The sequence below is a fragment of the Halomonas sp. TG39a genome (assembly GCF_000744395.1).
Taxonomy (GTDB): domain Bacteria; phylum Pseudomonadota; class Gammaproteobacteria; order Pseudomonadales; family Halomonadaceae; genus Vreelandella; species Vreelandella ventosae_B.
Window position 1 is genome coordinate 1692477 of sequence record NZ_JQLV01000001.1, and the last position, 19704, is coordinate 1712180.

The window sequence follows — 19704 nt, forward strand, 5'->3', positions numbered from 1 at the left end:
CGATAGGGCAGATTCAAAATGACCGCCATTGAAGGCGCTGCTTTGGCTTTGCCCATGGCGAAAGAGGAAGCTTGAGCCTAAATAACTTAAAGAAGAGTTAAACCGCGCAAGAGATTCGCAAAAATAGAGTGTTAGGCTTGTTGATTGAATTCAGATGAGGTCGCTTTTTGGGAAGTAAGTTGCCGCATTTAAGAAAAGCTTAAGTTTTGGTAGCCAAGATAGCGGCTTGTCGATTGAGGGAATCAGCATGCGTGCACTGCTCATAGAAGATGACCCCTTGCTTGGGGATGGCATTAAGACGGCGCTAGAGCGCGAGGGCTACGCGGTCGATTGGTTTATGCTTGGCCGCGAGGCAATTAGTGCTATCGGCAGCGAGACCTTCAGCGTGATTATTTTGGATCTTGGACTGCCTGATATGGACGGTATGCAGGTACTGCATTTACTCCGACAGCAATCTACTCTGCCTATTCTGATTTTGACGGCCCGCGATGCGATGGAAGACCGTATTGGCGGTTTAGATGCGGGGGCGGATGACTATGTGCTCAAGCCTTTCAATTTGCAGGAGCTACTTGCCCGTTTGCGTGTCGTCATGCGACGCGCAGAGGGGCGTGCCTCACAAATATTGACGCTGGGTGCACTGAGTATTGATGAGGCTCGCCATGCGGTGAGTTGGCGGGGCAAAGACGTAAAGTTGGGCCGACGCGAGTATGCCTTATTGCTAGAGCTAGCTAGGCACCCTGACAGGGTGCTATCTCGCCCTCGTTTAGAAAATTTGCTTTACGGCTGGGGCGAAGAGGTAGAGTCCAACACGGTGGAAGTTCACATTCATCATCTGCGTAAAAAGCTTGAAAAGCATCTGATTATTAACGTGCGTGGGATTGGCTACCGGCTGGATAGCCAGGCGCAATGAGATCGATACGGCGTTATCTTCTTCGCACGCTAGCCATTACCATGGTTGTCGCCGGGGGCGTGGCGGTTACCGCGGCTTACTTAATTACCGATCACGAGTTAGAAGAAATTCTCGATACACAGCTCAGTCTGCACAGCCGGATTGTGGCTGGCCAGCTCGATCCCAACGCGACCATTGACGACTATGCTCGCTTGGCTTCACGCATGGGCCTACCAGAACATCCGGCCCAGCTATATCGCGACGGTAACGCAGTCCCCGTGAGCAGCTCTGTATCAGGTCCCAAGCTTTACCACGAGGAAGAGCTTAAATTAGTACTGGGTTTTTGGAATCCCGATGGCTCACCCAGGCTATTAGGGGGCAAATGGAGTGATGCAGGGCCTTTCCCCGCGCCTTTAGAGGAGGGTTTTCGCTGGGAAAGCTACGATGGCCATCGTTGGCGGGTTTTCAGCATGTTCGATGTTGCCAGCGATACCTGGATCAGCATGGGGCTGCGAGGGTCGTTTCATGATGAAGTGGTGGAGCGCATCACCTGGAACAACGTGTTGCCGATGCTCCTGTTGCTGCCACTCCTTCTTTGGCTGATGAGTCGAATTATTCGTTGGGGTATTGCACCCATCCAAGCGCTTTCCAGCCAGGTACAAGGCCGCTCCGCCCACGACCTGCGTCAAATTGATAATTCGGTTCCTCAAGAGCTTAATGGATTACGTCAATCGCTAAACGACTTTATCGCCCGGTTGAAAGCAACGTTAGAACGTGAGCGGCGCTTCACTGCAGATGCGGCCCATGAATTACGCACGCCCTTGGCAGCGCTGAGAATCCACTTAGATAATGCGCAGGCAGGGGGCGAGCAATCATTACAAAAGGCTTATGTCGGGGTTGAGCGGCTTCAGCGGGTGGTAGAGCAACTGCTTATTTTGGCTCGATTGGATCAAGTTGCCACAACCTCACCGGCCACTATCGACCTCTATCCGATTATTGCTGAACTGGTAGCTGAGCTGTGGCCACTCGCTGAAGAGCGAGATCAGCACTTGAGGCTAACCGGCTTAACCCGGTTGGAGGTTCGCGCCGACGAAGTCGAGGTGGGAATTCTCTTCCGTAATCTACTGGATAACGCCTTGCGCTATACGCCAGAAGGCGGTCAAGTAGAGGTAGAGTTGGCGCTTTGGGAGGGGTTGCCTCAACTCACGGTGAGAGACACTGGCCCCGGGCTCCCCGAGGCACTGTTGGATAAAGTCACGGAGCGCTTTCGGCGCGCGTCTGGCCAGGGCACCACCGGTAGCGGATTGGGTTTATCGATTGTCTCGGAGTTGGCTCAGCGCCAAAACGCACACCTTACGCTTAATAATCGCACACCCAATGGGCTGGCGGTCAGTGTGACGTGGGAGAAAACCAGCATCAAGATCGTTGATTAGCTTGCTGGCCTTGGGTGCGGATCTGAGGCGACGGATGACTAGCGCCATGAGACGGGAAGGGGGCATGCACTCCCGTGGTTAGCCGGTGCGTCGCACCGGCCATCACGATCTCTTCATCAGTGGGAATGACCAGCACGTCAACGCTTGATGCCGTCGAACTGATGCGGACGGCATCACGTTCGTTGGCGTCAGTGTCCAACGCCACCCCCATCCATTCGAGCTGCTGACAGATAAGACGACGGACCAGTGCCGAGTGCTCGCCAATACCGGCGGTGAACACGATGGTATCGAGCCCCTTGATGGCCGTTGCCAGCATGGCCAGTTCGCCTGCCGCGCGATAGCAAAACAACTCGATGGCCTCGCGCGCTTCGACAGCAGGGCTTGATTGCAGTATCGCCATATCATTACTGATACCCGATACGCCTAACAGCCCCGACGCTTCATAAAGTAGGTGCCCGACCTCCTGAGTGGTCATCCCCAAACAGTCAAGCAGATGCAAGAGAACGCCGGGGTCAATGGTGCCGCAGCGCTGGCCCATCATGAGCCCATCAAGCGCAGTGAAGCCCATGCTAGTGGCCACGCTGCGGCGAGCCTGCATGGCACACATGCTGGCGCCATTGCCTAAGTGAGCCACGATAACGCGTCCATCCGCCCTGGCGCCGAGATGGTGAGGCAGTGTGCTGGCAATGTAGTCGTAGGACAGGCCGTGAAAGCCATAGCGAATAATCCCCGCATCGGTCAGTGCGCGCGGCAGTGCGAACAGCTGGGCAAGCCGGTCTTGGGTGCGGTGAAAGCTGGTGTCAAAGCAGGCGACCTGAGGCAGACCGGGGAGAGCAGCGGCCACGGCGCGAATCGCCTTTACATTGTGGACTTGATGAAGCGGCGCCAGCGGTTCGAGGGTTGTCAGTTCATCAAGCAGGGCCTCAGTCACCCTGGCGGGGCCGGTGTGGTGGCGCCCGCCATGCACGACGCGGTGACCGGCCGCGAGGATATTGACACCCCCACGGTGATTTTTTAGCCACTCAAGCAGCGTAGGGATCAGATCATCAAGCGCTGCCACAGCGTCGACAGACATCCCTTCGCTTGGCGGTAGGGCTCGGCCTTCGCCATCACGCGCTGAAAACACACAGCGGCTGCCAACGCCGGTAATCTTGCCTCGCAAGAGGGCCGCTGTAGGGTTGGAACTCTCTGGGTAGAGGGCAAACTTGAGGCTCGATGAGCCCGCGTTCACCACCAGAATCGCGTCTGTCATGGCGCTGTTTTCTCCCCGCTAGAGCCATTGTTCCCGTAGCTGATAAAGCACTGTGCCAGGGCACATGAGGCCAGTCGCGCCATCGGGCTATCTGCTCGGCTGGTCAGAATAATCGGCACGCGCGCGCCCAGCACAATGCCCGCCGCATCAGCACCGGCCAAATAGATCAGCTGCTTTGCCATCATGTTCGCTGCTTCGAGATCAGGGGCGACCAATATGTCGGCATCACCCGCCACGTCAGACACGATCCCTTTGGTGGCCGCTGCCGAGGCAGAAATGGCGTTGTCGAAGGCCAGCGGACCATCGAGCAAACCGCCGGTGATTTGCCCTCGATCGGCCATTTTGCACAACGCTGCAGCATCCAGCGTTGAGGTGATGTGGGGGTTGACGGTTTCGACCGCAGATAATATCGCCACCTTGGGTTGTGGGATGCCTAGGGTATGCGCAAGATCGATAGCGTTCTGCACGATGTCACGCTTAGTCGCGATATCAGGGTAAATATTGATCGCCGCATCGGTAATGAAAAGGGGTTTGGGGTAGGGCGGAGCATCCAGCACATAGACATGGCTCATTCGTCGTTCAGTGCGCAGGCCCGTGTCGGTGTTCACGACCGCGTTCATGAGTTCGTCAGTATGCAGCGACCCCTTCATGAGCGCGGCCACGTGCGAGGCCCGGACAAGCGCCACGGCGGCATCCGCGGCGGCATGACTATGCGCCGCATCGACGATTTCTATGCCAGCCAGGCTCTCCCCGGCAGCCTTGGCCGCTGCGTGAATCTTGGCCGTGGGCCCCACCAGGATGGGCACAATCATGCCCTGGCGAGCGGCTTCCAGCGCGCCAGTGATCGACAGTTCATCGCAGGGGTGAACGACAGCGGTTCGGATGGGGGATAGGTGATGCGTTGCGGCGATCAGCTTGGCATAGTGTGCGCCTTGCACGTGCAGGTGTACTTCGGGCAACACAACCCGAGGGCGGCGCACTTTTTCACGCGGTGCGATGACTTCCGCGGTGCCGTTAATCACCAGCGTGTTGTGCTCGTTGAAGCACGTGCAGGCGAGGGTCAAGCGGCCTTTGGGGTGTTTCTCGGTGACTTCCACTCTCACTTTGACCGTATCGCCTAGGCCGACCGGGGCTAGGAAGTTCAGGCTCTGTGTCAGGAAAATGGTACCGGGGCCGGGTAGCTGAGTGCCCAGAACCGCCGAGATCAAGGCACCGCCCCACATGCCATGGGCAATGACCCCATGAAACATATCGGTTTTAGCGTATTCAGAATCCACGTGGGCGGGGTTAACGTCGCCTGACATGACCGCAAAGAGTTCAATGTCCTGCGTTTTTAACCTCCGGGTCAGTTGTGCGCTGTCCCCGATCGAAATCTCGTCGTAGGTTTTGTTCTCTATATAGGTAGGTGTCGCCTCGACATGCTCAAGCTCGGACATGAAAACCTCCATCTACATAGGCGGTATCGCCTGACACGCAGCGTGCGTTATCACTGGAAAGCATTACCGCCATATGGCCGACATCCTCAATCGTCACCAGCGCTTGTTCCGGCGCCCGTAACCGCGCTGCGTCTATGAGCTCATCGAAGTGCGCAATCCCAGAGCCTGCTCTGGTGTTAAGCGGCCCTGGCGAGATGGCGTTGACGCGAATTCGTTTGGGGCCCAGCTCAACGGCCAGCGAACGCATGGTGCCCTCCAGCGCCGCTTTGACGGGCCCCATGATGTTGTAATGATCGATGACCTTCTCACCCCCGTAGTAGGTCATGGTCAGGATTGAGCCACCCTGTACCATCAGTGGCTCGGCCAGGCGCGCCATACGTATCAGTGAGTGGACGGATATATCCATGGCCTGGGCAAAGCCAGCGCGTGAACAATCGGTGACGCGCCCATGCAGATCCCCGGCAGGACAATAAGCGATGGAGTGGACCAGGATGTCGAGTCGTCCCCAGCGCTGGGCAATGGCGCTAAAGACCGCCTCCATTTCGCCCTCAACGTCTACGTCCATGGGCAGCAGCAACGCCGCGCCGATGGCATCAGCCACGGGCATCACAAAGGGCTTTGCCTGTTCAGTGGCATAGGTCAGCGCAACGTCGGCACCCGCTAAGCGAAACGCTTGCGCGCAGCCGGTGGCGATGGAGTGCTCGTTGGCGACACCGACCACCAGCGCGACCTTGTCTTTAAGAGCAAGCGCTGGAAGCTCCTCGTCTTTCCGATCGTTTTCCAGGCCGTTGTGGAGGGCGGTCATGTTTGCTTCACATAGGTGCCAGGCGCATCGCACAGTGCCGCATACCGGCCTGAGCGGGCACCCAGTGGGGGAGGCGCGATGGGATCGCCCGACTGTTTTTCAAGCCAATCAGTGAACGCAGGCCACCACGATCCCGCCTGTGTCTCGGTATCTGAGCACCAGGTATCAGGTGAACGGTAAGAGGCATCTGCATCGGTGTCGGCGATGCGGAAATGGCGGTTGTGATGACCCGGTTCCGACACAATCCCCGCATTGTGCCCGCCACTGGTGAGCACGAAGGTCACATCAGCATTCACTAATAGGTGAAGTTTGTAGACGGAACGCCAGGGCGCCACATGATCGTCTTCAGTGCCAACGGCAAAGATGGGGGCACGAATGTCGGTAACCGCAATCGCTTTGCTATCCACCTGGTAGCGACCTTCGGCCAGGTCATTGTTCAGGAACAGCCAGCGTAGGTACTCTGAGTGCATCCGGGAGGGCATACGCGTTGCGTCCGCATTCCACGCCATCAGGTCGAAGGAGTGGCCCTGCAACCCCAGCAAATAACGCTGAATGGCAGGGGCCCAGATCAAATCGCGAGCGCGCAACAAGGCAAAGGCGCCGGCCATCTGATCCGATGACAGATAGCCGGTCTCGGACATCATGTCTTCAATCATGGTCACCTGGGCGTCGTTGATGAACAGACGCAACGGTCCCGCCTCGGTGAAATCGATTTGAGCGGCCAGGAAAGTGACGGTCGCGAAACGCTCATCGCCGTCGCGCGCCATCGTTGCCGCCGCGATAGCCAGGAGCGTTCCACCTAAACAATACCCGACGGCATGGAGTTTGGGAGCATGGGTGATCGCTTGAACGGCATCGATGGCTTCCATAATGCCCAGCTGACGATACTCATCCATGCCCAGTTCACGGTCTTCTGCGTCGGGGTTCTTCCAAGAGACGATGAACACGGTGAAGCCCTGGGCCACCAAAAATTGAACCAGTGAATTCGTCTTTGACAAATCAAGAATGTAGTACTTCATGATCCAGGCAGGCACGATAAAAATCGGTTCAGGGCGAACCGTCTCGGTGCTGGGTGTGTATTGAATTAACTCTATCAAATCGTTACGAAAGACGACCTTGCCGGGGGTAACCGCAAGATTGCGCCCTACTTCAAAGGGCTGCGGGCCCGCAGGCTGTGCTTTGCCGGTCTTGCGGTAGACATCCTCGGCCAGTTGCTTGGCACCACGTACAACGTTTTGTCCTTTCTCCTCCACCGTAGCGGCGATGACTTGCGGATTGGTAAAGGCGAAATTGGACGGCGAGGCTGTGTCAATCATAAGGCCGGTGACAAACGCCATGAGGTCTTCATGCGCAGGGGCCACACCATGGACCCCGGTCATGGCCTCTTGCCACCATTGCCAGTATTGGCGGTGCGCCTGCGACAAAATGTTAAAGGGGTATTGCCGCCAGCGTTGATCAGCAAATCGCCGGTCCAAGGTGTCGGGCTCGTCGCCTGATGCTTGGGAGGCCAACATTTGAGGCCCGCGCATTGGTGATGCGAGTACCTGTGTCCACAGCGTCTGCGCATTTCGCATCGCTGAGGACATCAGCTGCAACTGCTTTCCCGGTGAAACAGACAGGTGGACTGCCCAATCGATCCACGCTACCGCCAGCACCGAAGGGGCAAGCCCTGACGTTGCTTTCGCCACTGCCCGGTGGGCGGACTGGTCGATGGTTTGATAAAAGGTCGATACCGCGTTGTCTTCGGCCGCTGTGTCGCTTTCGGTAACGGTCCTATCGGTATCCGTGGTTGCCGGACGTTTTAACATCGTTGCTCCTTTATGAATTCAATCGCCGTTACCTCCAAACGATTTCACCCAAACTGTTCCATCCGCTAGATGTAAAGAGGATAGCCCTTGCACGCATGTGACAAGCTGATCAGCATCAGTTATTCCGGTTAAAAGTCGGTGTTTTTTGCCTCTCTCTGGGCCGTACAGATGCCTGAGGTAGATGTTCAGGGGCGTGTCGCCTTACGAACACGCACCCTCAATTTGTGGATACTTAAAGGTGTGAAAGTGGGCCAGCCGGGCCAGCATGTTCGACTCTCGGAAGAAGGCAGCCCAGGACCCAAAGGGGGGGGGAGCTGACGCTTAGCAACCCGTTGTCTTAAAGCCGCCGTACCGAGTTGCCGCCGCTGATGATGGCGTTGATTAACGCGGCCACCCCTACGTGTGTCTCCGACTCGTCATCCAGGCCCACTGCATTCTCATGGGTGTTGGCGGCATCCGTGAGCACACCGATGATTTCGCTTTCCGATAATAGCTGGTGATCGTTGATGGCCAGCAACAGCGATTCGCAGATAGCCAGTGCGGCCAACCCTGCGAACTCCTTATCTTTTGATACATGATGTGACATCTGAGTTTCTCCATTCCGTTAAGTGGCGAGCGTTAAATCAATGCGTCTCACATATGAGTTGCAGCAGATTGGCACAAAGCCCGTTATGCTGAGCTAATCGAAAGCAGTCAGCGCTTTGGACTTCTGCTTTTTTTCTCCCATTGGGAAACGTTATGACGGCGATTGAAACGACGCCGCTTGCTCGCAAACTGGGGGCATTTGTGGCTCTGTCGGAGGTCGAGCTTACGGTTATCTCGCGTTTACACCAGCGGCGTAAGGCCGTGTTAGCAGGAAGAGATCTCGTCCATCAGGGCCAGTCAGACCAAAAAGCCTACATTTTGGCCGCAGGCTGGGTTTGCTCGTATAAGATTCTGCTGGATGGCTCACGTCAGATCGTCGATTTCCAAATCCCGGGCGATTTTCTAGGCCTGAGAAGTGCCTTGCTTCACACCTCTGATCACAGTATTGAGGCCATCTCGGATATTGAAGTATCTGAAGTGTTGGTGAGTGATTTATTGGACATTTTTGCCCAACACCTGCGGTTAGCTACGGCGGTTTTATGGGCAGCATCGCGTGATGAGGCCATGGTGGTTGAACACCTGGTGAATATCGGTCGACGAAGTGCCATAGAGCGCATGGCGCATTTTCTACTTGAACTCGGCGCTCGACTGACACTGGTCGGGATGGGCAATAAACAAGGCTATTACTGCCCGTTAACGCAGTACCATTTGGCGGATGCATTAGGGCTGACGGCGGTTCACGTTAACCGTTTGCTTAGACAACTACGCGAAAAAGGACTGATGACGTTTCGCCATGGTGTGGTGACTTTTGATGATTACCATGGGTTGACCACGCTGGTCGGTTTTGATCCTACCTATCTGGATCAAACGGGGCCGCTGCTGTTGTGAAAAGGCAGAACTGATGACGACGCATCAGGCTAAGTTTGGAAAGAAAGGCGAGATTAATCACGAGGTGAAGCTATGCAACATACAGAACACCATCGATCTAACCGTTCAGGTTGGCTGCGCGCAGCCGTCATGGGCGCGAATGATGGCCTTGTCTCGACTAGCAGCCTGATCCTCGGTGTGGCGGCAGCGAGCACCGCGCATAGCGACATTATGTTAGCGGGTATTGCTGGTCTAGTGGCCGGGGCTATGTCGATGGCCGCCGGTGAATACGTCTCCGTTAGCTCACAGTCTGACACCGAGCATGCGGATCTTGCGCTTGAAAGCCAAGCGTTGATGGAGCATTTTGATGCTGAACTGGAAGAGCTGGCAGCGATTTATGAAGCGCGTGGGTTAACACCGGCGCTGGCCACTCAAGTCGCTGAACAGCTGATGGCAAGCGATGCGCTAGGCGCTCACGCCAGAGATGAGATTGGCATTACCGAGACAAGCCAAGCTCGCCCACTCCAGGCGGCCTTTTCATCGGCTGTGACCTTCACGGCTGGCGCCCTGTTGCCGTTGCTGATCGCTTGGTGGGCGCCGCCGTCCTTGCTGATTCTTCTGGTGGCGCTCTTCTCGCTAGTGTTTTTGGCCTTTCTGGGGGCGGCAGCTGCCCGTGTAGGTGGCGCGCCGATACTCAAAGCCTCGTTGCGCGTAATGTTCTGGGGCGCACTGGCGATGGTCTTGACCTTCGGCATAGGCCGCTTGTTCGGCGTCGTGGCATAAATAAGAGATAGCGCAGCCATCGCGCTGTGTCAGGCAGGCCTTAAAAGGCCACTCGTGCAAAATTAAGGAGTGGCCACAATCATGGTATCGTCTTAACAGTACCTTTTAAGACTGTACATCGTGAGCCTTAGCGTTGGGGTTAGAGGTAGGGCGGCGGCGATAGCCATGCAACATGCTAGCGATCAAATTATCGCCTTGCTTGAGGCTTCCTACCACAGCACCCAATACATGCAGTGGTACTAGAAAAAGAAACGCGTTGGCCATGAGTTCGTGGGTTTCTTCAACCCAGCCAACCCCCCAGAAACGATCCGTTTCTTCCATCATGTAGCCAGTAAGTCCCAGACCGAGGATTAGCCCAAGCAGCACCAGCATCATGATGGCCCCCAGCGGTGTATGGGTAATGCCGGTTTGCACTGTCTTGCTGTCGCGACCGCGCAGCGCACATTGAAGTCGGCTCACCGTAGGCCAAAAGCTCCGCCAGCGTGCGCTCCAGGGACCGATAAACCCCCAAAGGATGCGTACGACGATTAATGCCACCAAGGCATAACCGACCCATTGGTGTATATCGCCCCCTTCTTCGGTTACCCATAGGTTAACGCCTACGCCAGCGACCAAAGCCCAATGTACCAACCTGACCAACGGATCCCAAACACGGATACGGGTATTATCGGCCATGGTAAACTCCTGATCAGTCTTCGACTTCCTGCTTCACGATGCTGGCATCTACGGGGTTGAAATAGATCTCTACCCGGCGTTCCTGCTCGTCCCAGCCGTATATCTCGTAGCAGTTTCCCTCGGTGACCTTAAATTCTTTGATTTTGTAACCCATCTCGCTGATACGTTCCTGCATATCAGCTTGGCTGATCCATTCGTCACTGGGGGCATCAGTACAATGAGTCTCGGCCAGCGCAGCCGTGCTAGCCGTCAGTAACAAAGCTGACGTTATAATCTTAGTGATGTGAGTTCGCATACGTAATACCTCTTTTCGATGATGGTTGGCTGTGCAAGACATATTTGTCGATTGGCACAAGGATCATCCTAAATGAGGTGACTTATGGCAGGCTTAAAAAAAGGTAAGCACCAAAAAAATGATTATTGAGAACGTTTCTCTGGCGCCTGATAGGCAGATAAATGAATAGCTAAAGCATTGCGGCTCTATTCCAACAAGTATTAAGCGAGCACTGCATTAATCAGCATTACCTGCGTTGGCAGAGTAGACCTGCGTGCCGGCACTTCCTTCGAGCATGCCCTCAATCTGTTCTAGCGAGCCGATTACCGCGCGTTTACCGGTAGCGAGAACAAAGGCTTGCGCTGCTTCGACTTTTGGTCCCATTGATCCCGCGGCGAAGTCGTATTGGCTTAAATTCTGGGGCGTTACTTTTTCGAGGGCGTTCTGGGTAGGTTTTCCCCAATCTAGAAAAACCGCTGATACATCGGTGGCGATGACTAACAGATCCGCCTGCAATTCACGTGCAAGTAGGCTACTGCATAGGTCCTTATCGATCACAGCCTCAACGCCCTGGAGGTCGTTAGTACCCATGTTGCGTGCCACTGGTATGCCTCCGCCCCCAGCGGCTATGACCACAGCGCCACGTTCCAGCAACCAGCGAATTGCTTGTATTCCGAGTACCCGGACTGGTTTTGGGGACGCAACTACGCGCCTAAACGCACTGCCATCCGGCGCCATACTCCAGCCCTTGGCAATGGCTATTTGCTCAGATTCTACCTTTTCGTAGACTGGGCCGATTGGCTTGCTTGGATGTTTAAAGGCGGGGTCCTTTGGGTCGACCTCTACGCGGGTTATCAGCGTCGCCACTTCCCGAGTGGCAGGTAGCCGATTAGCCAGCTCTTGCTCTAACAGGTAACCGATCATGCCATCCGTCTGGGCGCCCAATACGTCCAGCGGGTAGGCATCCACTTTTATATAGGCATCAGCCTGCAGTGCCAATAGACCGACCTGCGGACCATTTCCGTGCGTTAGCACCAGATCGTGTTTTTCGGCCACGCGCGCCAGTTGAGAAGCTGCACTACGAATATTCTCCAACTGGTTTTCCGCCGTGGGTGGTTGATCGCGGCGCAGGAGTGCATTGCCGCCCAGCGCAACGACAATCCTCATGATTCGGCTCCGTTAGGTCTCATCCGAGGGTCGCTACCAGCACGGCCTTGATGGTGTGCATACGGTTCTCGGCTTGGGTGAAGACAATCGAGGCGTCTGATTCGAATACCTCATCGGTGACTTCTATCTCGCTGAGGCCATATTTCTCATGGACCTGGCGACCCACCTCAGTTTCTAGGCTATGGAAGGCTGGCAGACAGTGCATGAATCGGCTGGTGGGTTTGCCAGTTGCCTGCATCAGTGCGGTATTGACCTGATAGGGCAGCAATTGGTCGATGCGTTTCTGCCAGACCTCGTCGTCCTGACCCATTGAGACCCAGACGTCGGTATAGAGAAAGTCCGCGCCGGTCACCGCCTTCAATGGATCGGTCTCCAGTGTGATGCGTGCGCCGGTGGCGCGGGCTAGTTCGCGCATTTGGGCGACCAGCTCGGCGGGTGGTTGTAGTTCTGCGGGCGAACAGATGCGGACGTCCATGCCCATAAGGGTGCCGCCGACCAGTAGCGAACTGCCCATATTGAAACTGGCGTCTCCGAGATAGCAGAAACTGAGTTCGTGCAGTGGCTTCTCGCCGAACTCCTGCATTGTCAGTAGATCGGCGAGTATCTGTGTGGGATGCATTTCATCCGTCAGGCCGTTCCATACAGGCACTCCAGCATATTGCGCTAGCTCTTCAACCACGCTTTGGTGAAACCCGCGGTACTCGATGCCGTCGTAGTAGCGCCCAAGTACTCGTGCGGTGTCTTTCAGCGATTCCTTGTGGCCTAGCTGCGAGGCGCCAGAATCGAGGTAGGTAACGTGACCACCCTGATCGTGCACCGCGACTTCGAAGGCGCAGCGGGTGCGGGTTGATGGCTTCTCGAAGATCAGGACGATATTTTTGCCCTTTAAGCGCGGCACTTCATTGCCCACCGCTTTAGAGCGCTTTAGTTCGGCAGACAGATCCAGAAGGAAACGGATTTCATCTGGAGTGAAGTCCTTTAGCGCCAATAGGCTACGATTGTGTAGATTAAAACTCATGATATCGTCTCATCAGGGGTTAGGATCAGAGCGCGTCGCGCTCAATCGGGCAGGACATGCAGTGGCTGCCGCCTCGTCCACGCCCCAGCTCGGAGCCTGGCACTGTGATAACTTCCACACCTGCCTTACGCAACAAGGTATTGGTGTGGGTATTGCGGGCATAGCCCATCACCACCCCAGGCGACAGTGCCAGCAGGTTGTTGCCGTCGTCCCACTGTTCCCGCTCTGATTGCCAAGCATTCCCGCCAGTAGCCACCGAACGTAGCTTGGCCAACCCCAGCGCCTCAGCGACTACTTCGAGGAAGGGCTTTGTTTCAGTACGTACATCCAGACTGCCTTCTTTTTCACCCGGCCGGAGACTGTGTACACGGATTTCATCGACCATTTCTGGGAAGCTAGTGACTAAGTCTACGTCGCAGAAGGTAAATACTGTGTCCAGATGCATGGCGCCGCGAGATTTTGGTATCTGTGCTGCCAGCACGCGGGTAGCCGCGCCCTTTGCAAACAGGCTGCGGGCAAGTTGGCTCACGGCCTGTGGTGACGTACGCTCACCCATGCCTATCATCACCACGCCATTGCCTAGGGGCATCACATCGCCCCCTTCCATTGTCGCACCGCCGTGCTCTTCGTCCGGGTCACCCCACCAGGTTGTTACCTGACCGGCGAATAATGGATGGAAGCGATACACTGCTGCCGTTAGCAGTGTTTCCTGCCGGCGTGCGGGCCAGTACATTGGGCACAGAACCACGCCCTTACCGATCCAACAACTACTGTCACGGCTGAACAGCGTGTTGGGTAGCGGCGGCAGCAGAAAATCGTTTGCGGCAACGTATTTCGCCAACAGGCCCGCTGGTTCGAACGTCAGTTCGGCGCGTGCCAAACCGCCGATCAGGTGTTCCGCCAAGCGTTGTGGTGGCAGCTCTTCTAGCCAGGGGCGGAGCTCCTGGACCAGCTCACTATCAACGGTTCCTGGGCCTAATTTACGATCTAGCAACCAGGTGCGGGCTATCGGGTCGGCCATGGTCGTGGCCAGAAGATCATGCAACTCCAGTACTTCGACATCGTGGCTCACCATGGCATTGGTGAACGCGTCGTGGTCATTGCGCGCCTGCTCAACCCAGATAACGTCATCGAACAATAAGTCGTGGCAATTAGCTGGCGTCAGGCGTTGTTGCGCTAGGCCGGGCCGGCATACCAGTACCCGGCGAAGACGGCCAACTTCAGAATGTACACCTTGAGACGTCATCGCATCGTTCTCCTGTTCAAGCAGAGAGAGGGTGAAAGTGGGTACGTGTTCACAGGCTGAGTCGCCCCATGGCTAGCAGCGTGGCTGCCACGCTGGCCAGTACGACCAAGGCCGCCAATACTAGCCACTCCCAAGTAGTAAACACTTGTTCCTTGCGCTGGCGCTTGGCCCAGGCATACAGCAGCACGCCAGGCGCGTAGAGCATGGCGCTCAGCAGCAAGTACTTGAAACCGGCGGCGTATAGCAGCCACAAGCAGTACATTGTGGCCAGCGCTGCAACAGGAACATCCGCACGCCCGATTGCTGCCTTGACACCTTCACCACGCAACGCCAGTGAAAGGCCATAAGCGGCACTGAAAAGGTAGGGCAGCAGGATCATCGCGGTAGATAGCGAGATCAGCGCCAAATAGGAAGCTTCGGAGAATAACGTCAGTATCAGGAATAGCTGCACCATGCCATTCGTCAGCCAAAGGGCGTTGGCAGGCACGTGTTTTGTATTTGTCTGCCCCAGCCATTTTGGCATTACGCCGCCACCGGCAGGGGTGAACAGGGATTCAGCAGCGAGCAGCATCCAGGCCAGGAATCCACCGCCCACCGAGACGATCAAACCTACGTAGATCAGGACGGCACCCCAGGTGCCAACAGCATTTTCAAGCACGCCCGCCATTGATGGGTTTTTGAGACCGGCCAGTGTCGGTTGATTGAACACTCCCAACGATAATAACGAAACCGCCATCAGCAACAGCAGGCAAATTAGAAAGCCGATGATAGTCGCGCGACCTACATCCTCACGGTTGCGTGCTCTTGCCGAATAGACGCTGGCACCTTCGATGCCTATAAACACCCAGACGGTCACCAGCATGGTGCTCTTGACCTGGTCGAGCACGGAACCGAGACCCGCGTCTCCCCAGAAATCGAGACGGAAAGTGTCTATCTCAAAGGCCATTGCTACCAGTGCAATGAACAGCAGCAAAGGCACTATCTTGGCTAACGTGATCACCGCGTTAAGTACTGCTGCACCTTGTATGCCGCGCAGTACCAATAGATGTATGACCCACAAAACGATGGAGGCGCCAGCGATGGCGGCCGGAGAGTTGCCATCACCAAATATAGGGAAGAAGTAACCAAGCGCACTGAAGGCAGCCACCAGATAACCGACATTGCCAATCCAGGCGCTTACCCAGTAGCCCCAGGCAGAGTTGAAGCCCACGTATTCACCTGACAGCGCGCGGGCATAGGCATAAACGCCATTGTTCAGTTCGGGTTTGCGCATCGAGAGCATCTGATAAACCCTTACCAGCAGGAGCATACCGATACCGGTAATGGTCCAGCCGATCAGGATAGCGCCAGCACCTGCACCGGCGGCCATATTTTGCGGAAGCCCAAATATGCCGCTGCCGATGATCGAACCGACCACAAGCGCCACCAGCAGGCTGAGCCCCAATTTGGCAGGCGAGGCGGCACTGGCTTGGACGTGGGGCGTGGTGACGTCATCGACGCTAGTTGCTGCGAATGTTGCGGAGTGAACTGCGCTAGGCTTCTTCATGTGAACGCACGCGCTGAAGTCTGTAGATGGCATTGTCGCTTGAGCTTTGCCTGAAGAGCATCAGCGATGATCGAGGCTTGGCCTAGCTCATTGTCTGTGGGCGCGAGTTCATTGGTAGAGCGGTAATCGTCAGACTGTGGCTGAGTCATCTCAGATACCTGTACGGGTTGCTGCCAGCGACTGGGATTTAGGTTGGCTGGAGTCTCTGCTTAGTCTCTTCCCAGTATCTAAGCCTGTCTGTACGTCAACGCACGCAGCATCGTCATGACTTGAGGCTGGTACCGTCGCTGGGCATTAAAGCGTCGAAACCGGAGATAACGTCGAACAGCTCCTCGTCGATGCCCGCTTGGCGTAGGCGATGAAAGCGGGCGTGCAGTGACTGCAGCAGCTCGGCGATATTGCGGTCAGCGCGCTGCATAGCGGCCAGTCGGCTAGCATTTTCACTGGCTAACGACTCAGCGCTGGCGCGAAACAGCGAGACGAAGAGGTGCTCGCGGATAAAGGCGCGCAGTGTCTGCGCAGAGATGTCCAGTACTTCGGGTATCTGGGGGGTGGGCCACGGTTGCTTGGCGAGCCCATGCTGCCATTGAGTATCCAGGGGCAGCAGGCGCTGGCTTACTGGGGCATAGCCAGCAGCATTTGGCCGGTTGTAGAAGAGGGTCAGCGCGGTGCTTTGCGTGGCAAAATGCCCTTCGTCCTCCGTTGTGATGTCTGAGCTTTGAACGTTTAGCAAAATATCGCCGACCAATCGGCTGATCAGTTCCACCGATCCAGGAACCGCAAAGAGGCCCTCGGGCGAAATGCCAGCATCGACAAGACGCGCATGCGCGCGCTCGCCAACAGCCCAAACCTTGGCTTCCGTATTCGCCAGTGCTTGCACCGCATAGTCGACAGCCACCTCGTTGAATCGTCCCACCAGCCCTTGATCAGAGCCGAATACTACAACGTGCTGCCGACTTGAATGGGTTCGTGGTGGCAATGTTTGCGTCTTTAAACCGCGCTGCTCGGCTGAGCGAAGACACACACCTAGCCCAAGTTCGACCGTGTGTGCGTAATCGGCCAAGGCTGCTACTGAGCGTTCATACTGCCCAATGGCCGATGCGGCGGATGCCTTCATCGTACTGACGACGGACTTGAGGTCTCCGGCGCTATCAATCTGACGGCGTAGGGCAATGAGGGTGGTGGCCATTAAGGCTGCGCTTCATTGGCGTTATTATAGGGACTGTTAACGCTGTGCCTTTTCATGGGTGGGCACTGATTTCAGTATGAGCAGTCGTCGCTTGTGGTAGCGCGTTATCAATTGGGGGCAGGAAAGTTGCAAGTGCTAGACGGGCTGCTTCGATGATCTGCAGACGATCCGTGTCGGTCAACTTATCGCCTGCGGTGAGACGTTTGCTAAGGTCATCAGGCAGGTCATTGGCCATCTCTTCCACGGCGTGTTGTGCTGCCGACATGTGCTTAAGTGGAACGGCGTCAAACAAGGCTGCGTTCAATACCAGCAGGATGGCGATCTGGGCGGGCACGGATACCGGCGAAAATTCGGCCTGGCCGAGGCAGGCGCGAATGCGTTTCCCGTGCTCGATGGATTGCCGCGTATCTTCATCCAGGCGAGCGCCAAAACGGGCAAAGGTTTCAAGTTCTTCAAACTGTGCATAGGCCAGCTTAAGGTCGCCTGCCACTGCGCGATAGGCCGCACGCTGTGCCTTGCCACCCACACGCGATACCGACTGACCCACGTCAATGGCCGGTAAAATGCCGAGTTCGAACAGCGATGGCGACAGCACTATCTGCCCATCGGTAATAGAAATCAGGTTGGTCGGAATGTAGGCCGAGATATTTTGTGCCTCGGTTTCGATAATGGGCAGCGCGGTCAACGAACCGCCCCCACGCTCTTTGTTTAAGCGGGTGGCGCGTTCGAGCATGCGTGAATGGATATAGAAGATGTCGCCGGGAAAGGCTTCTCGCCCCGGTGGCCGACGCAGTAACAGCGACAATTCGCGGTAGGCGCGGGCGTGGTGGGTGAGGTCGTCGTAAACGATCAGTACGTCGCGGCCCTGTTCCATGAAGTGCTCGGCGATACTCGTGGCGGCGTAGGGCGCAATGTAGGCCAAACCAGGGGCCTCGTTACCTTCGGCGACAACGACCACGGTGTAGGAAAGCGCCTCTTTCTCGCGCAGGTTAGCGACTGCCTTCGCCACCGCAGACGCCCGTTGACCAATGGCGCAATACACACAAAGAACGTCTTTACCGCGCTGATTAAAAATAGTGTCGATGGCAATCGCCGTCTTGCCCGTCTGGCGGTCACCCAGGATCAGTTCACGCTGGCCGCGACCAATTGGAATCAGCGCGTCTATGACTTTCAGTCCGGTCTGCAGCGGCTCTGTCACCGGGGCGCGATCCATGATGGCGGTCGCGGGCCGTTCGATGGGCAGCCGCTGATGTGTCATCACCGGCCCCAGACCATCCAATGGTCGCCCAAGCGGGTCGATCATTCTGCCCAGCAAGGCGTCGCCCACGGCCACGTCCATTACCCGGCCGGTACGCTGAACTTCTTGCCCCGCATGAAGGTGTGCGTAGTCACCTAGCAGTACCACATCAATGCTGTCTTCATTGAGATTGAATGCGATACCGAATAGTCCGCCGGGAAATATCAGCAGCTCCTCGGAGCTGGCTTGCTGTAGCCCATGGACACGTGCAATGCCGGTGGAGACACTGTTGATCGTGCCCACCTCGCGTAGTGTTAGTTGCGGTTCGAATGTCTGCAAACGCTGCTGGATAGCTGCGAACGCGCTTTCGACAGCGCGCTGTAGGCTTGTTTTGTCGGATATTGCGGCGGTCATGCAGCCTCCGTCGCATCGGACTTGGCGTGCGCCGTAGGCGGAATTGAGGACAAGGCACTCAAGTAGTCTGCAATACTCCATGCCAGTTTCTGTCCTTGGACACTGATTTCAATGCCTGCTATCAGATCAGGGGTGGTCTCGAACCTAAGTGCAATGGAATGGCCGATCTTATTCTCCAGTGCAGTTTGGATGGCCATCTGCTGAGCTGCTGGGAGTATGAAAGCGCTGCGCAGTAGGGCGGGATTAGATTCGGAAGTGTCCGTGAGTGCCTTGCTTAGTGATGCCAATGTCTCGCCGTCGGCGTTTTGTAAGCGCTGAATAAAGACGTCGCTTGTTCGTTGCTCCAGGCTAGTGTTTGCAAGGTCGCTTAGCACGCGGCGTGCGATATCAAAGACCTGTTGCTGGGTCTGGCGAACGATCTCTGCATGCAGATGTTGGGTGTCCGTCGATAATGCCTTCGCGCGCGCTGCGCTCGCTTTATCGGCGGCCTGGGTTGCCTCGGTACGCAGGCGTTCACCCTCCGCCGCTGCTGAATCCGTGGCTTGCTGCAATAAATCTGTACGCTGTTGCTCGAACGCTAGATTTTTTTGCTTAAAGTCGCTTTTTTGCTTGTGCGCTTCTGCCTTGGTATTGGCGGCGTCCGCCAGTGCGGCAGCAATCTTTTGCTCACGCGCAGCAATGGCGTTCAGTACCGGCTGGTAAAGAAAGCGCTTCATCAACCACACCAGAATAATGAAATTCAGCACCTGGGCGCCGACAGTAAACCAATCGATGAGCATGGTTTATTCGCCTATTGCCTGACTGGCCGCCGCCAGTGCGGCATTCCAGAAGGGATTGGCAAAGATAAGAATCATCGACACCACGAAACAATAAATGGCGGTGGATTCGATCATCGCCAAGCCGACGAATAGCGTGCGCGTGATGGTTGCAGAAGCATCGGGCTGCTGGGCCAATGAGGTAAGCGCAACGGCGACCGCTCTGCCCTCGGCCAAAGCCGGCCCCATGGTACCGAAGCCCGTGGTCAAGCCTGCCATGACGATGGAAGCGACGGCGATCCAGGTGAGAGCGTCCATAAAGTGT

At 56.2% G+C, this 19704-nt stretch carries 19 protein-coding genes; 4 read left to right on the forward strand and 15 right to left on the reverse strand.

Translation table 11 applies throughout. From position 1 onward, the window contains the following. The first annotated feature begins 247 nt into the window (after nucleotides 1-247). Both U738_RS07415 and U738_RS07420 read left to right on the forward strand, forming a co-directional pair. Nucleotides 248-910: a response regulator gene (locus U738_RS07415; protein ID WP_035578869.1), complete on the forward strand. Its 663-nt coding sequence runs from the start codon at nucleotides 248-250 to the stop codon at nucleotides 908-910. Beyond that, nucleotides 907-2322 (forward strand): ATP-binding protein, encoded by a 1416-nt coding sequence (locus U738_RS07420; protein ID WP_035578873.1) that lies wholly within the window; start codon nucleotides 907-909, stop codon nucleotides 2320-2322. The genes U738_RS07415 and U738_RS07420 overlap by 4 nt, the downstream gene beginning before the upstream one ends. Here the strand turns inward: U738_RS07420 and U738_RS07425 are convergent. From U738_RS07425 to U738_RS07445, 5 genes are all read right to left on the reverse strand, one after another. Further along, a complete protein-coding gene (locus U738_RS07425; RefSeq protein WP_081899057.1) occupies nucleotides 2306-3574 on the reverse strand; it encodes an acetate/propionate family kinase in 1269 nt (422 codons plus the stop codon). The two genes, U738_RS07420 and U738_RS07425, sit on opposite strands and share 17 nt — an antisense overlap. Continuing rightward, nucleotides 3571-5010, reverse strand: coding sequence for a bifunctional enoyl-CoA hydratase/phosphate acetyltransferase (locus tag U738_RS07430; RefSeq protein WP_050713530.1), 1440 nt, complete (start codon nucleotides 5008-5010; stop codon nucleotides 3571-3573). Before U738_RS07430 ends, U738_RS07425 begins: the two co-directional genes overlap by 4 nt. After that, complete coding sequence (gene fabI / locus U738_RS07435) at nucleotides 4997-5815, reverse strand: enoyl-ACP reductase FabI (RefSeq protein ID WP_081899058.1); 819 nt, start codon at nucleotides 5813-5815, stop codon at nucleotides 4997-4999. The genes U738_RS07430 and fabI overlap by 14 nt, the downstream gene beginning before the upstream one ends. Next, on the reverse strand, nucleotides 5812-7623 hold the full coding sequence (locus tag U738_RS07440) for a PHA/PHB synthase family protein (protein ID WP_035578875.1): 1812 nt from the start codon (nucleotides 7621-7623) through the stop codon (nucleotides 5812-5814). The genes fabI and U738_RS07440 overlap by 4 nt, the downstream gene beginning before the upstream one ends. Before the next feature lie 337 nt (nucleotides 7624-7960). Next, on the reverse strand, nucleotides 7961-8209 hold the full coding sequence (locus U738_RS07445; RefSeq protein ID WP_035578878.1) for a hypothetical protein: 249 nt from the start codon (nucleotides 8207-8209) through the stop codon (nucleotides 7961-7963). A 152-nt stretch (nucleotides 8210-8361) separates the two neighbouring features. Between U738_RS07445 and U738_RS07450 the strand changes: the two genes are divergently transcribed. Beyond that, nucleotides 8362-9096 (forward strand): Crp/Fnr family transcriptional regulator, encoded by a 735-nt coding sequence (locus U738_RS07450; protein WP_035578880.1) that lies wholly within the window; start codon nucleotides 8362-8364, stop codon nucleotides 9094-9096. A gap of 72 nt (nucleotides 9097-9168) precedes the next feature. Then, entirely contained in the window at nucleotides 9169-9858 is a 690-nt protein-coding gene (locus U738_RS07455) for a VIT1/CCC1 transporter family protein (RefSeq protein ID WP_035578882.1), read from the forward strand. A gap of 105 nt (nucleotides 9859-9963) precedes the next feature. Here the strand turns inward: U738_RS07455 and U738_RS07460 are convergent, their stop codons facing one another. From U738_RS07460 to U738_RS07505, 10 genes are all read right to left on the reverse strand, one after another. Continuing rightward, nucleotides 9964-10533 (reverse strand): cytochrome b/b6 domain-containing protein, encoded by a 570-nt coding sequence (locus U738_RS07460; RefSeq protein WP_035578885.1) that lies wholly within the window; start codon nucleotides 10531-10533, stop codon nucleotides 9964-9966. A gap of 13 nt (nucleotides 10534-10546) precedes the next feature. Continuing rightward, on the reverse strand, nucleotides 10547-10828 hold the full coding sequence (locus tag U738_RS07465; protein WP_035578886.1) for a PepSY domain-containing protein: 282 nt from the start codon (nucleotides 10826-10828) through the stop codon (nucleotides 10547-10549). Between the two features lie 216 nt (nucleotides 10829-11044). Next, entirely contained in the window at nucleotides 11045-11974 is a 930-nt protein-coding gene (gene arcC / locus U738_RS07470) for a carbamate kinase (RefSeq protein ID WP_035578888.1), read from the reverse strand. Between the two features lie 19 nt (nucleotides 11975-11993). Further along, nucleotides 11994-12992, reverse strand: a complete 999-nt coding sequence (gene argF / locus U738_RS07475; protein ID WP_035578890.1) for an ornithine carbamoyltransferase — start codon at nucleotides 12990-12992, stop codon at nucleotides 11994-11996. A gap of 25 nt (nucleotides 12993-13017) precedes the next feature. Then, on the reverse strand, nucleotides 13018-14238 hold the full coding sequence (gene arcA, locus U738_RS07480; protein WP_035578892.1) for an arginine deiminase: 1221 nt from the start codon (nucleotides 14236-14238) through the stop codon (nucleotides 13018-13020). 49 nt (nucleotides 14239-14287) lie between these two features. Next, the gene (arcD, locus tag U738_RS07485) at nucleotides 14288-15784 is read right to left on the reverse strand and encodes an arginine-ornithine antiporter (RefSeq protein WP_081899059.1); all 1497 of its coding nucleotides are present in this window, start codon (nucleotides 15782-15784) and stop codon (nucleotides 14288-14290) included. A gap of 262 nt (nucleotides 15785-16046) precedes the next feature. Then, complete coding sequence (locus U738_RS07490) at nucleotides 16047-16973, reverse strand: F0F1 ATP synthase subunit gamma (RefSeq protein ID WP_035578894.1); 927 nt, start codon at nucleotides 16971-16973, stop codon at nucleotides 16047-16049. A gap of 52 nt (nucleotides 16974-17025) precedes the next feature. Beyond that, nucleotides 17026-18624, reverse strand: a complete 1599-nt coding sequence (locus U738_RS07495) for an alternate F1F0 ATPase, F1 subunit alpha (RefSeq protein ID WP_050713528.1) — start codon at nucleotides 18622-18624, stop codon at nucleotides 17026-17028. Further along, nucleotides 18621-19403, reverse strand: coding sequence for a F0F1 ATP synthase subunit delta (locus tag U738_RS07500; RefSeq protein ID WP_050713527.1), 783 nt, complete (start codon nucleotides 19401-19403; stop codon nucleotides 18621-18623). The genes U738_RS07495 and U738_RS07500 overlap by 4 nt, the downstream gene beginning before the upstream one ends. A 3-nt stretch (nucleotides 19404-19406) precedes the next feature. Next, nucleotides 19407-19697 carry a F0F1 ATP synthase subunit C gene (locus U738_RS07505; RefSeq protein ID WP_035578896.1) on the reverse strand — a complete coding sequence of 97 codons (291 nt, stop codon included), beginning with the start codon at nucleotides 19695-19697 and terminating at the stop codon, nucleotides 19407-19409. Nucleotides 19698-19704 lie beyond the last annotated feature (7 nt).